Genomic DNA, 14,609 nt, shown 5'->3' with positions numbered 1-14,609 from the left:
GACCTTTCAAAGCTGCTGGAGTTGCGGAAGAGTGAGCTGGCCAACGGCGTAGTCGCCACTGCCGTCGAGACCCGTGACCTCGGCGATCGCGTCAACGCGGCGCGCGGGTCCTCTTCCGGCAATAAAGATGACCAAGTCGACGGCATCGGCGATCAGCCGGCGGGGAACGGTGACAACGGCTTCCTGAGCGAGCTGCTCAATACGATAGAGTGCGGAGCGTGCCGAATTGGCGTGAACGGTGGCAATGCCGCCGGGATGTCCGGTGTTCCATGCCTTCAGCAAATCGAGCGCTTCCGCGCCTCTGACTTCGCCGACGATGATGCGGTCGGGCCTCAGCCGTAAGGTCGAGCGTACGAGATCGGCGAGTGTGATGGAGCCCCGCCTCGTCCTCATGGCAACGCAGTCCTTGGCCGCGCATTGCAGCTCGCGGGTGTCCTCAATCAGGATCACCCGCTCATCGCATTCGGCGACTTCTGCCAGTAGAGCATTGGTAAGTGTCGTTTTGCCCGACGATGTGCCGCCGGCGACCAGGATGTTGCGCCGCTCGCGCACTGCCTTCCTCAGGGCATCAGCCTGCAGCGGGAGCATGACGCGATCGGCGACGTAGTTGGCCAGCGTGTAGAGTTTTGCCGCCGGTTTGCGGATGGCGAAGCATGGCGCCAGCACGACCGGCGGTAGCAGACCCTCGAAACGCTCGCCTGAGGGTAGTTCGGCACTGACGATTGGGTTGTCCGCATGCGCCTCGGCGCGCACGTGAGAGGCAACGAGGCGGACGATGCGTTCGGCCTCGGAAGGATGCATATGCACGCCGGTATCGACCCGGCCTTCTCCCAACCGGTCGAGCCGCAGCGCGCCGTCGGGGTTGACCATCACCTCGATGACGGTCGGATCGGCAAGGGCCTCGGTGATCGCGTGGCCCATGGCTGTGCGCAGCATGGCGCGGCGGCGGTGGTCGGCTGCGGGATGAGAGCTCATCCTTCGCCTCCATTGCCATTGCCGTTGCCAAGCGAGCGCTTCCCGGAGGCGATCTGGCGACCGACCTGCTCGACGAATTTGTCAAAGCGCTCTTGGGCAATCGCCTGTGTCGCCCGATCCGGGACCGGCGTGTGGGAATGAAGCGTAATCGAAAAGCGTATGAAGAGTGCGAGGCTCTCCAGGATCACCTCGACATCGGTTCGGATATGGTCGAGGTCGCGAGAAAGACGGTCGAGACGCCTGCCATAACGATTGTCGAGTTCGTTCTCGCCACGCCGCTCGATGAAGGCCTCGACTGCTTTCGCAACGATCGCCGATTTTGTGGTCGACGGGTTGCGGCTCAGCGTTTCCAGCTTCTCGCTTAACGCGGGTTCGAGCAGAAACTGGTGGCGAATGCGATGGGGCTTCATGGGGCTCGTTCCGACTGGCCGGCGCTGATGCGCCGGCGGCGGCAACGAACATCGCCGATATCTGAAAAATCGCTTATGGGCGTTATCTACGCTGAGATACGCCTGAGCTGCGAAAGCGCTTAGAAGCCGGGGATGATGTCCTTGTCGTCGCCCCTTCCCTCGTTGATACCGTAGGCGCTGGCTGCGGTGGAAACCCGGTCCATGACGCGCTTGTCTGCGAGTGCCTCGGCGTCATCGTCGGCCAGATTGAAGAGGTCGTCTTGATCAGGCTCCTGAGAGACGACGACGTGGTCTTCAGGCAGGCCGGGATGACGCTGCTGTTGCACGCCGCCGTCTTCTTCGATTGCCGCGCCGGCGTTTTCGTCATCTGCAGCGAGACGGCGGTCAACACTGCGGACTAGTCCGCTCCAATCGTCGGGGCGCGACGCAGGACAGTCCGCGTACAGACCGTCGCGCAACACCGGCGCCGGCAGCACCCGTTCGGTGAAATTCTGGTCCTCGTAGTAGCGGAGCTTGTTCGCACGGATCGGCGGCAATCCTGATATCAGCACCAGCTCGTCCGAAGGCGGCAATTGCATCACCTCGCCTGGTGTCAACAGCGGTCGCGCAGTTTCCTGGCGGCTCACCATGACGTGCGAAAGCCAGGGTGCCAGCCGATGGCCGGCATAGTTGCGCATGGATCTGAGTTCCGTCGCTGTACCGAGCGCGTCCGAGATGCGTTTGGCCGTGCGCTCGTCATTGGAAGAAAAGGCAATCCGCACATGGCAATTGTCGAGAATGGCGTTGTTCTCGCCATAGGCCTTGGAGATCTGGTTCAAGGATTGAGCGATCAGATAGGCGCGGATGCCGTAGCCTGCCATGAAGGCAAGCGCGGTCTCGAAGAAATCGAGGCGTCCGAGCGCCGGGAATTCGTCGAGCATCATGAGGAGTTGATGCCTGCGGCTCTTCTTCGGGTCACCCTCCAGGCGCTCAGTCAGCCTGCGGCCGATTTGATTGAGCACCAGTCTCACCAGCGGCTTGGTGCGCGAGATGTCCGACGGCGGCACGACCAGATAGAGCGACATCGGCCGCTCGGCATCCATCAGGTCCGCAATGCGCCAGTCGCAGGCCGATGTTGCCGCGGCCACGGTCGGATCACGATAGAGACCGAGAAACGACATGGCGGTCGAGAGAACGCCTGAGCGCTCGTTCTCTGATTTGTTAAGCACCTCGCGAGCCGCCGAGGCCACGACGGGATGGACCCGAGGTTTGTCCGCCGTGCCGAGGTGGTTGGTGGTCATCATCCGCAGCAGTGTCGTGGCAAACGAGCGTTGCGGATCCGACAGGAAAGTGGCGACGCGCGCGAGCGTCTTTTCTTCTTCGGCGTAGAGCACGTGCAAGATGGCCCCGACCAAGAGTGAATGACTAGTCTTCTCCCAATGATTCCGCCGCTCCAGCGCGCCTTCCGGATCGACGAGAATGTCGGCGATGTTCTGAACGTCGCGGACCTCATCTGAGCCCCTGCGCACTTCCAGCAGCGGGTTGTACCGCGCCGACCTTGGATCAGTCGGGTTGAACAAAAGGGAGTACGAGAACATCGACCGCCAGCCGGAGGTCAGCTGCCAGTTCTCGCCCTTGATGTCGTGAATGACGGCCGAGCCGGTCCAGGAAAGAAGAGTTGGAACGACCAATCCGACGCCCTTGCCCGAACGTGTCGGCGCAAAGGCCATGACGTGTTCCGGCCCGTCATGGCGCAGATAGTGATCCTTCAGCTTGCCAAGGAAAACACCGGCTGGTCGAAACAGCCCTGCCTTCTCGATCTCGCAAGACACGGCCCATCGCGACGAGCCATAAGTGGTGACTAGGCCGCGCTGCCGCGCACGCCAGAGGGAGCCAGCGATGGCGGCCGCGCAGCCCATGAAGCCTGTGGTGGCCGCAAGCATCCCGGCCGTGTCGAAGACCTCGGGCGCGTATGCGTCGAAATGGAACCACCACTCGAACAGTTGCCACGGCTTGTAGATCGGCCATCCGGCTGCGACAAACCATGGGGGTCCGAGTTGCGGCTGATAATCTAAAGTTTGGGCGCACCATTGAGTCGCTGTCCATACGCCGAGAATGACGATGGCGAACACAACGACTATCTGACCGACAAGGAGCTTCGTCGGTGTCATGGGCGCAGCCTCCGAGTTTTGTTAAACGGAAGCAGGATGGCGTGACGTTTCAGAATATTGAAGATACCCAATATACGCGCCCGTGCGATGCAGTGAACGTTGCAGGCTTAGAAGATTGGGGGCGCCAAGAAATGTCATCGCGAAGGCACGAGCGAATGACTTGTATGGGGCCGTGTAGGGACGGCTCTCCGTTGGCAAGGGATTCTTTGAGCGTTGCCGTTGCTGGTTGGTGCGGCCATGTATCCGACCTGTAGGTGCGGCCTATCATGTGCCGCTGGCCATAATGCCATTCGCGCGTCTCAGGTCCCGATCGTAAGCTCGCACTCAAGGTGCACGGCCCCAGTGGGTTTTCCTGATCCGGCGGTATCAACCGGCTTTGTGCATTAGCTCCTGTCCGCCCTTTCCAACCTCGTCAGCGATCGCTCGCCTTATCTTGTTCTATGCGATGACCGGCTCCCTGTAGCGCTCGCCGTTCGTCATCAGTGCCCAGACCATCCGGGCGGTCTTGTTGGCCAACGCAACCGCCGCAACCTTGGCTGTTCGCCGCGCCATCAACTGCACGAGCCATGGCCTCCTGGTACCGTTGCGCTCGGCATAGCGGATGACCGCCATCGCACCCACCACGAGCAACTGCCGCAAGTAGCGATTGCCGGCCTTGGAGATACTGCCGAGCCTCTCCTTCCCCCCGCTCGAGTGCTGCTTCGGCACGAGTCCGATCAATGCCGATAGACAGCGCCCCGACTTGAACGCATGCGCATCGGCGACCGTAGCCACGAATGCACTTGCCAGCAGCGGGCCGACGCCTGGGATTTCCATCAACCTGCGACCAAGCTCGGTCTCACGCGCATTCGCCCGAACCCTACGATCGTTTTCGAGGATCTGTTTCTTCACGACCCTGAGCTGCGCCTCAAGCGAGGCATAGCCGCGCGTCAGCTGGTATCCTGGTCTCGTTCTCGTCGTTGACGACCACGAGCAGTTGCTCAATCCCATTCCGCCCGATCGGCGCTACGATCCCGAACTCGGATAGGTGTGCCCGCAACGCGTTCGATATCTGCGTGCGCTGGCGGTTGAGCATCAACCGGACCCGGTGCAGCCATCATCACACTTTGCTGCTCGGGTGATTTCGCAGGCACGAAGCGCATGGTCGGCCGAGTGACCGCCTCGCAGATCGCCTCTGCATCTGGGGCATCATTCTTCTGCCGCTTCAGATAAGGCTTCACATATTGTGCCGGCAGTAACCTCACATCGTGACCACGTGCGATTAGCTCGCGAGCCCAATAATGCGACGAGCTGCAGGCTTCGATACCGACCAGGCAACGTGGCAGGCTCTCGAAGAATGCCATCACGCGCCCACGCGTCAGCTTCCTGCGAGCGACAACCTCACTCGCCGCATCCACCCGTGGATTTGAAACACTGACTTCGCAATATCCAGACCAATCGTCGTAACGTTGCCTATCATAGATCTCCTCCAGCTTCTGGCCCAACGATCATACCGCAGGGCGGGAGGAGAGCCGTCCACCGCATCATCTGCCGACTGTCCGGTTCTGGCCGAGAAACTCAGAAAGCCGCCGTTCGGCACCCGACCCCAAGTCAGCCCTTCGGTTTGATCATGTCGTCGCCCGAAACTTGCCGTTCGTTCGATTCCAATAGTGGACTGAGTTAGGAGCACTTCGAGACCGATCTCGGCCGAGAATCGTATCGGCTGTTGGGAGTATATTTCGACTCTTGCAGCGGCCCAAAGCAATACCCATCCCCCAATTCAATGCAGAAGTATGAGGTCAATCAAGCAATCTCTAAGGCCAAGCGGAAACTGAGTTGAGGGTGTCAACTATCTCTGCAAAATGATCGGCCGAATCCCTAGCCTTCGCAAGATGAGCACCGCGAACGCCATCGCTAGAATTACAGTAGAAGATCGGCTTCTTGGCGTCCATAGAATATGGAACAAGGCTGTGAAGATTTGGGATCAAACCCAGTTTATAATCATCATCGTGCCAAACCTGTACTTGATTCAGAGGAGTAAGCTTTTCGATAATGTTTGCGCGAATCGCAGGCTCGAGTTCGTTCCCGTAAATTTGCCAACCTTCCGTCATCCCAACAGCATTTGAACGTACGTTATGCTGTTGAACGACGTAGCCAAGGTAGCTCGGTCTCCCATTGGGGATAGAGAGAGTGGGGTCCTTCCATGCGGTATTAGTTTGATCCCACTCTTTCCGCCATCCGACCAGCTTGTTGCCGAGGTTTTCCGTTCCTTGAATGGAAAACAGGTCGGGAGCCAGAGGCGTGATGAAGTAATCCGCCGAGGCTAGAACAGCTCGGTTCAGCGCGCCCAGGTTGGGACCGAGATCCAACAGCACCAAGTCTGCGCGGACTTTCTCGCTAGCCCATTGAATGTAGCGATGGATTGCAGATTGAGCTCGCACCGCAGGCTCGTTGCCACCTCGTGCAGCACTCCAGGTGTCGCCCAATGTGTCTTCAAAATCGCTGAGTCGAAGATCCCCCGGCACGAGATACAGCTTGCCCTGAGCGTGTGGAACCGGACTAGGCTGTCTCTGGCGAATGTCGCCGATGCCTCGTGCGACACGCTCAATGGCTCGGTAGATACTGTTTCCCTCCGTGCCCCACGATTGTCGAATAGCAGTGTCGCTCAAGCAATATGCACTCAGGTTACATTGACTGTCGCAATCGACCATCAGGACGGTGAGCCCGCGCGCGGCGAGAAGATGCCCAACATGATACATGTAGGTCGTTTTTCCGACACCGCCTTTGTTATTGAAAATCGCAATGCTCTTGGTCATTTGAAATTCCTTTTGTTCGTGATGACCATAAGCGGCCCACGGTCGGTTCGCCACAGATATGAAATTAATCTTCCTCGAATTGCGGTACAAATGTGGAATGTCCTCAGGCCTCCGCATAAGAGCAGTCAAGGTCGTGCATTGGGAATGCCAGCAATTCGTTGAATTTTACGGTTCTCCTCGATGTGCTTAAACGGCTGAAACGTCGCATGCCCAGCTCAAGAGCTGTCCGTCCGCTTCCCACCCCACAATTGTCGAAGCTACCCGGTATTCCACGTGTCAGCGCGAGTCCCTATCTCCGGTCGGGCGACCACATCGCGAATCCTGATCTTGACCAGGTCACAACCGCGAAGCTTGCTGTCGATTGCTAGATCGAATAGCGCACGGTCCCGAACGCGTCTCTTGCGATCGAGGAAAAAGCGAATTGCCCAGATCTGCTTCTGGTTGAACGGACGCTTGGTGACGACCCTCTTTCCGGCATTCCAAGCTGCGCGCTCGCGACTGGCATCATCGAATTGAGAATGGCCCATGTGAGTTCTCCTCGGCCTTGATTGGCCGAGAGAGAACGTCGCACGACACTACCGCTCAGGGCCGTAAACCTGAATGGCAGCTTCGAGAGCAGATGCCGATAAAAGCTGCCATGGGACCTAAGATCGGAACAGGGCGGGCCCGATAGAGGGCCTTATCAGGACGAAGCGATCTCTTCGCCTAAAAACGCTGTGGACTTCTGTAGTCGTATCGCCGCCGAATGCTGCAACGTGATAGAAGAGCCAAATGTTCAATGTTTTTGCCAGACTAGTCTTCACAAGCACGGCCCTCGCCCCGGTCGGATTGACCTATGCTTGGGTTGCGTGGGTTGAATGTGCGCCCCAGACGGCAAAATTCATCCTGACAGGCTGCCTAATCCTTTGTGTCCTATGCGTCGGGATTCTCTGGACCGCTAAACGCTCACTGCCCGCGTCTAAATTCAAAGCAGCGTCAATCGAGGCTGCGGACCATGAGAACACCGCGTTTCTCCTCCTCTATGTAATGCCGCTATTCACGTCGCAATTCAACACACTAGATTGGAAATTCTGGGTGCCAACTGTCGCAATATTTGGCGTGATAACCGCCACTGGGTACAACTACCATTTCAACCCCTTGCTTGGCTTGCTTGGGTGGCACTTCTACAAAGTCCAATCTGCTGAAGGGGTGACTTTCGTGCTGATAACGAAGAAACATCTTCGCACTGCCGCCACGGAATTGCAGGTAGGCCAGCTCACAGAATACATTCTGCTCGATCTGGGGGGAAAATAAATGACTCAACTCTACGCCGTATGCCGTCCGGCCGAGATAGCCGAAGTCAGACACATTCAATTGGCCAATCCGCTGCAGGCCCAACTAAACGGGGTGTTCGAAAACCAAGAAGCTCAATTCATGGCCGGCATCGCCAACGAAATTGCATTCACGGGCGATTGGATTCCAGACAGCGAGGATGTGCTCTTCATCCAAAGCCTGCCAGAGGCACAAGCGCTGCTAGCTGCAGCGGACCAGAACGCGGTCGCACTTCCCGTACTCGATGTCGCCAATTTTCAAGATCAATCCGTCAAGGGCCTATTCGCCGTCCTCGGCAATGGCCCAAATCGGCGGCTCTTGATCCAGAACTTTGGCCCGCAACAGGTGCTATCTAATCGTTTCGCGTTTTTATATGAGGGCGATGTTTTTCGACGGCTCGTCGAACCGGCATTCTCACTGGATAATAAATTGGTAGCAACCGTCGACGCGATAGGACTGGTCCGGTTCAAGAGTTACTCCATGTTACGGCGCGTCCTCGATATGTCCCCTGTCTTCCGAGACGCAACCGATCCTGAGCTAGCTGCATTTTGCGGCCACGCTAGCCTCGCCATCGGGGATGCTGCGGCGTTCGTAGCCGGAGCTGATGAAGGTATCCGAAAGCACGTTCTTGCAATCACGAAGACCAACGTTCTTGGAAATCACCCGGTCGCAAATATTCAGGCGCAGGCAGTGGCTATAGGATTTCCAATCGCCGTAAATGCAGGCCGTATCGAGATACCAGCCGATCGAAAAGGCGCAAAGGCTCTATTCAGTTTCCTACTGAATAAGGTCTATCTCGGGCCTATCGACCAACAGCTCTTCATAACCAATTCAAACCGACCTCTGGCCTAGCCCAATGAGTTGGGAAACGAGGGCTGCGAATAACCTGCTCCCGCTCAGTTGGGACAAGGGCAGCCTTTCGCAAGCTCTTCGCGAGTGGCGCTACACTGGTGACTACCATGACCTCGAAGCGCCCTCCGCTAACTGTGAACTCTGTGATCATCCCGACATCCGCTACCAATTCGAAATCCGCAATTTGCATACGGCCGCAAGGCTGCTGATCGGATCTGAATGCATTCATCGCTTTGGTATAGCTGCGACCGACGAAGAAGGCCGCACCTTAGACACGCTCGCCACTCGTAAGAAGGTCGATCGAGATCGGCGACAACTTGTCGAGGACGCGCGCCGCAGGCGATTAGTAAGCGCGCTTGTGGCGCTGGCGAACGTTGAACCCAATTTCGATGTTCATTCCTTTATAGACTATTTGCAGACGCGGGGTGCATTCACCCCCAAACAACTGGCGACCGTTCTCTGGAGGTTAAGAAAGAAAGGCGTCGTGCACAGCCCTCAAGACTTCAAGCTCACGATCCGCCGAGGCCGGGAAAAAGCGCAACTTTTGTCCCTGAAGGACTGGGAAATGGCGCTCGTTAAGCCGTGCCTCACGACCGAACAGTCAGCCTACCTCGAGAAAGTTGCTCATCGAAGGAGTGGCCTCGACCATCTGCTTGACTAAGCCAAATTGCCGCTCCGGAAGCGTATAGATTCGATCTCGCAAACACCGATCTCTGAGTTGTGCGCCTTCACTGGTATCGGTATGCATCAAAGGAAAGCTAACATTACCGCAGTTCATGCGGCGTCTTGCGATTGGCTTGAATTCTGGCCACCACAATATGGTATTTTACCTTAGATCCATCCGGCACCTTTTGCTCCACACTGATCTGTTCGGAAATGTGCGGTTGATGGCCTTTCCGATCCGTGAGATCTAGCACCAGGAGGAAACCGAAACAGACACCGGTCGTCAGATAGCCCGTCGCCTGGCCGGCATACCGCTCCGCAAGTTCCGCATTGTTGAGCACGTTGTCGTCCCTCTTCACCTCCACGATCGACTTGACGCCACGATATTCGAGAGCGATGTCAGCGCGACCGCCACCGGAGTCACGGGCTTCGGCTCGGAACGACGGTGCGTCCGACATCGTGAGGAACTTCAGGAAATCTAGTTGAAGGTCGTGTTCGACCGGCAGATCGGCGCCGCGCCGAAACACGTACTCAGCAGACGGGTCGGTACTTCTGCCAACGTTGGCGCGAAAATCGAGAAAACGCACAATGAGCGTACACATGTGTTCCAGCAGCGCTCGGGGATGGTCGCGCTGGTAATCGGGATTGTCCGAGAGCTTCTCAATAACGGCGGCCCACAGCTCTGCCACTTGCCGATTGCGATCCATCCCCACGTCGAACTGCGCTGCGGTCATGGCGGCTGTAGCTGCGTCGAGGCCGGCTTTCTTGAGGACATCGACCAGCCAGCCTTCAGTCGATTCGTCAAAAGGGCTGCGATGGATAGCTCCGGCCAGTGAATGTTGCACCGTGTCGCGTAGTTGTCCGACATTCGGAGCTAGATCGCTATCAACGTTCTCGGCGAGCCATTGATTTAAGGTCTGCAGATAGTATCGCCGCTTCTGCAGCGATTGGACGAGTGCCTTTCGTCCGAGAATATCGGCGCCGTGGCCATCGGATCGAGAGAACACGCTCTCACTCGCAAAAAAGATCGATAGCAACTCGTCCTCGATCACAATGGCCGCTTGCAGCCAGGTGTCCTTTGTGAACGTGTGAGCAGCCATGGCTAACTTCGTGGCCATCGACAGCCAGTGAAAACGCTCGCGCGATGGCGCCCCGAGCCATGACTGGGCGGAGTGGCGATCGACGGCAAAGGCTGAGTACTCGATGGCTGCCCTACGAAGTTTAGGCAAATCCAACGCAAGATCGGAGTGCAGTCCTCTGTTCTGCACATCGATCAGAACAGACGTACAGATATCATACAGCGCAGCATCCGAACGTCCTTCGCTCGCCGCCAGGGAACGCCGAAACCAACCCTGCGCCGCCGTCAAGGCTGACATGAGCGCGTCCTGCGTTCTGGCCAGCAACCCGTCTTGCAAGCGATCAAGTCCGAGCTCAAGGGTAGCTTCGTCTGCTGCCTCGCCCACATGCGCCAGGTTGGAGAGAAGGTCTCGGAAGTCGTCATCGGGGTATCGACGCAGAATGGTGCCCGTGACCTTGGCGACGTGACGCAGATAGGCCCCGTCGTCGTCTGTCGTGACGTCCAGAAGATACGACTGCAGGCGCCTGACCAAACTGTGGTCGCCCTGCACTACGACAAGCGCGCCGCGCAACGCCTGCGATCGCATCCAGCTATGTTCAGACCGGGGCTCGAAACGGCGGCGGAAGATTTCCCACGCACTGCGCCCGAGAGCCTGCGGTATTGTGGGCAGTTCGTCGAGGCAGTCGACCATTTCCGCAACAGAGGTGGCGTCATCCTCTCGCTCGAGTATCCGCAGCAGCGCGCGCTGAACGGCGGCCGCGGTCACCCAGCGGGTCATCCAGCAGAACGCGTCTGCGCGCGCGGTTTCGGAAGACAGGGCCTCAATCGCGGCCAGCAATTCGTTCTCTTGAGCCGTTCCCGGGTCTAGGATGGGCGTGCCTTCCGTCGTCAGGAGCTCGAATCTGTCTTCCATCGCCGACCACTCAGAAGAGGTACTTATCCCCTTAGCGTGTAGCCGATGATCAATAGACACAACCGCCTCCACCGCGCTGCGAGCAATGGTGCCGAGAATGATCTGAACGCCTCCGATGTCCTTCGCAGCAGAGGCAACGCTGTCCAGCATCTGCTCGAAGTCCTCGTTCACGACCTCTTCCGACGCAGGCGAGTCGATAATCAGCAAGCCTGGATGCCGGCCATGCCCGCGACGCTTGGCCACCTCCACAGCCGCCAGCGAGGTCGCGATCTTAATGCGCAATTTCTCGCCCATCGTAAGGTTGCTGAAATAGATATCGGCGCCGCCTTGGTGGACCTTCAGCCTCCCACCGCCGTCGAGGTGCATGCTGGTGATGTGGGAAACACCGAACTTCTTCGTGAGGGACATCACCGAATCAGCGATCTCTGTCAGAACGTCCGACTGCATAGAGGTCATCAGCGTCTTACTGGCGTCAGTAGCGGCACGAAGGATCTTGAGTTCGCTCTGCGTCTCGGTGTCGTCGTTGGCAGGCGATTGCAGTGAGGCGACCAGTTCCCGAAGCTGCTCGGCCCGGGCCTCCAACTGCACAACGATGAGTTCGGGGTCGGTCGGCAACGTTGAGATGGCGTCCTGAAGGTTTCGCATCCTGTTCATTCCGGTGCGGAGGCGTTCGGTCGCCTCCCTTGCTGTCTTCTCGCTGGCTTTGAACTTGGCTTTGGCGATCTGGAGCGACGAAGCCAGTTCCTCAACCAGGATCTGCGCGTACTGGATGCGATCGCTATCCAGATCGTTTTCGTGGACCGGCAAGTCGTTCTTGCACAAGGCGCAGGTGTTGTGGTCTGCGTGCTGAACCGCAGGCGCGGCCTCCTCGAACGCTGCCTCGCAGGCAGGGCAGCAAGTCGGGTTGAGCTGACGGAACGAGTATCCTGCCGACCGCTCGTCCTCGAGCTGCTTGAGCCTTCGCCGCGCGTCGTCGTAGCTGACTGTGACGGCCGCGACGGTCGCCGTGTCCGTCTCTAAGGCTATTCGAGCGGTCTCGACCACCTTCCTATCGGTCACGGTCTCCTCATCGAGGCGCGCCAGTTCCAGCCTTTTTGCGCTGCGGTCATCGGTGCCACGAGCCTCCTTCGCTTTGGCGAGTTGGCCCTCAACCTCGATAAGCCTGCTATCGAGCACTACGCTCACGCCAGAATGGTTCGGCCTATCGGCCAGTGCCTGCTCGAGCTGCTTCTGCGCGGTTAACGCAGCACTATAGGTAGAGACCCACGGCAACCCTATGAACAGTTGGAGCAGGCGAAGCGGGAGCCCGTCTATGGGCAGATCGCCGAACAGTGCCTTCGGCTCAGTAGAACTCGACAGGAAGAACGTCGAAGCTATCAGAGGCCAGCCATGGGGATGACCGCCGGTATTCTTGTTGTGGGCATAAATCACCGGGAAATCTAGTTCTTCCATCATCAGGTGCTCGGTCTGAGACTTCAGCCCGTCTCCAGCGTCACCTTCATAGAGCGTGATCCACTGACCGTCGCTGACACTCCGGCTCAGCGTGGCCTTGCCCTCCGCCGCCTTCTCCTCGCCGGCAGGCTTGCGCAGCTCCATGCGATGCAGGACTTCATCGACACAATACCGGACTTCGATGGTTTCCAGCCACTTCCAAACGTGGGGCTTCACCCGACCGGGAAAGTCGCCGCGGATAGCTGCGTTGAGTAGGTGCAGGATGGATGACTTTCCTCGCAGATTGCGCTCGGACATCACGGCCCAGATGCCGATCCCTAGGTCTGACCAGGACAGATGAAACGGTCCGTCGCGCTCGGATTCGGCTCGAACACCCGTCAACTTGATGCCGTCGAAGCGAAGGCTCTTGGCGCGCGGCGGAGTAGTCTGCGCGCGAATGCCATACTTGAGCAACGCGCTTCGAACATCCGACTCCGGACTGGTGCTATCCTCGGCTATGGCTCTTATCCAGCCGTACTCGGTCGACTCGATGATCCGTTCCTTGCTCATGGTTCCAATCCGGCGAATTTGGTCAGACGCTGTTCGACCTGCTCTTGGATAGTCGGTATCACGTCGCCCTGGATGGTGCTTCCATATTGCGGGTGCTCATACTGCCATTCCTTTAGGGCGGAGCCGCTCTTGCCGCTGGCGACTCGCATTACCAACGCTAATCGGTCGCGATACCACGCCAACTCCGGGTAATCCTGAACGCACTTTTCCAGAAACGAGATCGCCTTTGGTAATATAAGGTACTCGTACCGACGAATTTTGCCGTCGTCACCGGCGAGTTGCATCGGTCTCGCTAAGCCGTAGTAGCTCAGCATTGCAAGGGCGTCCTCGACGTTCTGATAGGCGCCGTGCCGCCAGCGGACCATCCGCACCAGTCTGATGGAAGGCTCGTCGTTGATGAAGATGCGCTGAACTGCCTCTAGCAGTTCGGGTTCGCGGGTCTCCTCATAGAGATCCAGCAGGGCGTCACCCAAATAGTCAGGATAACGGACGAGGAAGTCCATTGCCATCAAGCGCTTCTCAGCTCGAAAAACGCTCACGACCTCCTCTGTAGGCCTGTCGACATCTTCACTTCCCGCAACCAAGATGAAAAGCAGCCTGAGCGCGTCGCGATGTCTATAGCTCGGCTCAAGCGATATTCGGAAAGGCGTCCCAGCTTCACCCTCTGGCCCCTTTCCTTCGACGTAAACATCCATATCAGAAGTGCCCCCAACGCAGGGACCACGATATCTCAAACGGTTTAATTCCGCTAATCTGGTCAGGCACTACTTCGGCGTATTCTGAAGTAGGTGAGGAAATGGTGGAAATAGCGACATCGGCTATCATGCCGGTTCGGCTACGGTTCTTTCAGACCTCTCGATTTGCGCTTCAATTTTCGCCCGGGTGGTTTTGGTGGCAAGGTACTCAACCAATTCTGCAGCGTGGTTTTCGCAGCCCTTTGCCTGCTTTCGAAGAAGCGAGACGTGGTCAGAAAGTTCTTCCGTTGTGCAGAGGCCTATTGGAACCAGAGACCGTTCGCCGTTCCGAAGCACAGGATACGATTTGACTAAGCGAGTATGGCCAGGAAGGACCATCTGAGGGGACGCAGGATCGTCGCTCATGCCCACGCGCTTCAACATACGTGTAACGACACCCACAAGTTCTTTCTTGGCAAATGCTCTGTAGAAGTCGGCATGCGGGCCTGTCAGAGGTTTACTTTTGAATATCTCCTCAACGATCTCGCTTGGCTGCGCGATCTGGCCAGCCTCCATCCGTTGCCCGATGAGTTTATGCAGCTCAGACAGAAGCGCAGAGTCTTTGGCCATGACTTCTATCCCATCAATTGTTGAATGGTGAAGCTGGTAAAGCCTAAACGGCCGTCAATCCGTTCGTAGGGCCACAGCATCCAAACTAGACGTGAATCACTGGTAAGTTGAGTGGGCATCATCCGCCGATTCTAAGATTTGTCAAAGTCGTTGTCCT

The 14,609-nt window shown here is 57.7% G+C and carries 11 protein-coding genes and 1 pseudogene; 3 read left to right on the top strand and 9 right to left on the bottom strand.

Going from position 1 to position 14,609, the window contains the following annotated elements; genetic code table 11:
* Positions 1-6: 6 nt before the first annotated feature.
* The 6 genes and pseudogenes from trbB to NLY44_RS29015 all read right to left on the bottom strand — a co-directional run bounded on the left by trbB (position 7) and on the right by NLY44_RS29015 (position 6,857).
* Positions 7-975, bottom strand: a complete 969-nt coding sequence (trbB, locus tag NLY44_RS29040) for a P-type conjugative transfer ATPase TrbB (RefSeq protein ID WP_023711819.1) — start codon at positions 973-975, stop codon at positions 7-9.
* Positions 972-1,385, bottom strand: coding sequence for a hypothetical protein (locus tag NLY44_RS29035; RefSeq protein WP_023711820.1), 414 nt, complete (start codon positions 1,383-1,385; stop codon positions 972-974). Before NLY44_RS29035 ends, trbB begins: the two co-directional genes overlap by 4 nt.
* A 119-nt stretch (positions 1,386-1,504) precedes the next feature.
* Positions 1,505-3,535 carry a conjugal transfer protein TraG gene (locus NLY44_RS29030; protein ID WP_023711821.1) on the bottom strand — a complete coding sequence of 677 codons (2,031 nt, stop codon included), beginning with the start codon at positions 3,533-3,535 and terminating at the stop codon, positions 1,505-1,507.
* 438 nt (positions 3,536-3,973) lie between these two features.
* Positions 3,974-4,991: pseudogene (locus NLY44_RS29025) on the bottom strand (IS110 family RNA-guided transposase).
* Positions 4,992-5,328: 337 nt separating this feature from the next.
* The gene (locus tag NLY44_RS29020; RefSeq protein ID WP_023806690.1) at positions 5,329-6,330 is read right to left on the bottom strand and encodes a ParA family protein; all 1,002 of its coding nucleotides are present in this window, start codon (positions 6,328-6,330) and stop codon (positions 5,329-5,331) included.
* Between the two features lie 257 nt (positions 6,331-6,587).
* On the bottom strand, positions 6,588-6,857 hold the full coding sequence (locus NLY44_RS29015; RefSeq protein WP_023806689.1) for a site-specific integrase: 270 nt from the start codon (positions 6,855-6,857) through the stop codon (positions 6,588-6,590).
* 244 nt (positions 6,858-7,101) lie between these two features.
* On the opposite strand from NLY44_RS29015, the gene NLY44_RS29010 reads away from it, so the two are divergent.
* Genes NLY44_RS29010 through NLY44_RS29000 form a run of 3 tightly spaced genes read left to right on the top strand, consistent with a single transcriptional unit; the run spans position 7,102 to position 9,154 of the window.
* On the top strand, positions 7,102-7,623 hold the full coding sequence (locus tag NLY44_RS29010) for a KwaA family protein (protein WP_023806688.1): 522 nt from the start codon (positions 7,102-7,104) through the stop codon (positions 7,621-7,623).
* Positions 7,624-8,493 carry a hypothetical protein gene (locus NLY44_RS29005; protein ID WP_023711824.1) on the top strand — a complete coding sequence of 290 codons (870 nt, stop codon included), beginning with the start codon at positions 7,624-7,626 and terminating at the stop codon, positions 8,491-8,493.
* Between the two features lie 4 nt (positions 8,494-8,497).
* Positions 8,498-9,154: a hypothetical protein gene (locus NLY44_RS29000; protein ID WP_023806687.1), complete on the top strand. Its 657-nt coding sequence runs from the start codon at positions 8,498-8,500 to the stop codon at positions 9,152-9,154.
* 103 nt (positions 9,155-9,257) lie between these two features.
* Here the strand turns inward: NLY44_RS29000 and NLY44_RS28995 are convergent, their stop codons facing one another.
* The 3 genes from NLY44_RS28995 to NLY44_RS28985 form a co-directional block, all read right to left on the bottom strand.
* Positions 9,258-13,148, bottom strand: a complete 3,891-nt coding sequence (locus NLY44_RS28995) for a hypothetical protein (protein WP_286456165.1) — start codon at positions 13,146-13,148, stop codon at positions 9,258-9,260.
* Positions 13,145-13,657: a hypothetical protein gene (locus tag NLY44_RS28990; protein WP_245260670.1), complete on the bottom strand. Its 513-nt coding sequence runs from the start codon at positions 13,655-13,657 to the stop codon at positions 13,145-13,147. The genes NLY44_RS28995 and NLY44_RS28990 overlap by 4 nt, the downstream gene beginning before the upstream one ends.
* A gap of 312 nt (positions 13,658-13,969) precedes the next feature.
* Entirely contained in the window at positions 13,970-14,452 is a 483-nt protein-coding gene (locus tag NLY44_RS28985; protein WP_023711829.1) for a hypothetical protein, read from the bottom strand.
* Between the last annotated feature and the right edge of the window lie 157 nt (positions 14,453-14,609).

The sequence above is a fragment of the Mesorhizobium sp. C089B genome, assembly GCF_030323125.1.
Lineage (GTDB): Bacteria > Pseudomonadota > Alphaproteobacteria > Rhizobiales > Rhizobiaceae > Mesorhizobium.
This window is presented reverse-complemented; position numbering and strand designations above follow the sequence as displayed.

Bases quoted from the DNA above. Each gene is read 5' to 3' on its own strand.
- NLY44_RS29015 (WP_023806689.1), bottom strand. From the start codon at position 6,857: ATGGGCCATTCTCAATTCGATGATGCCAGTCGCGAGCGCGCAGCTTGG.
- NLY44_RS29005 (WP_023711824.1), top strand. From the start codon at position 7,624: ATGACTCAACTCTACGCCGTATGCCGTCCGGCCGAGATAGCCGAAGTC.
- NLY44_RS28990 (WP_245260670.1), bottom strand. From the start codon at position 13,657: ATGGCAATGGACTTCCTCGTCCGTTATCCTGACTATTTGGGTGACGCC.
- NLY44_RS28995 (WP_286456165.1), bottom strand. From the start codon at position 13,148: ATGAGCAAGGAACGGATCATCGAGTCGACCGAGTACGGCTGGATAAGA.
- NLY44_RS29010 (WP_023806688.1), top strand. From the start codon at position 7,102: ATGTTCAATGTTTTTGCCAGACTAGTCTTCACAAGCACGGCCCTCGCC.
- trbB (WP_023711819.1), bottom strand. From the start codon at position 975: ATGAGCTCTCATCCCGCAGCCGACCACCGCCGCCGCGCCATGCTGCGC.
- NLY44_RS29020 (WP_023806690.1), bottom strand. From the start codon at position 6,330: ATGACCAAGAGCATTGCGATTTTCAATAACAAAGGCGGTGTCGGAAAA.
- NLY44_RS28985 (WP_023711829.1), bottom strand. From the start codon at position 14,452: ATGGCCAAAGACTCTGCGCTTCTGTCTGAGCTGCATAAACTCATCGGG.
- NLY44_RS29035 (WP_023711820.1), bottom strand. From the start codon at position 1,385: ATGAAGCCCCATCGCATTCGCCACCAGTTTCTGCTCGAACCCGCGTTA.
- NLY44_RS29030 (WP_023711821.1), bottom strand. From the start codon at position 3,535: ATGACACCGACGAAGCTCCTTGTCGGTCAGATAGTCGTTGTGTTCGCC.
- NLY44_RS29000 (WP_023806687.1), top strand. From the start codon at position 8,498: ATGAGTTGGGAAACGAGGGCTGCGAATAACCTGCTCCCGCTCAGTTGG.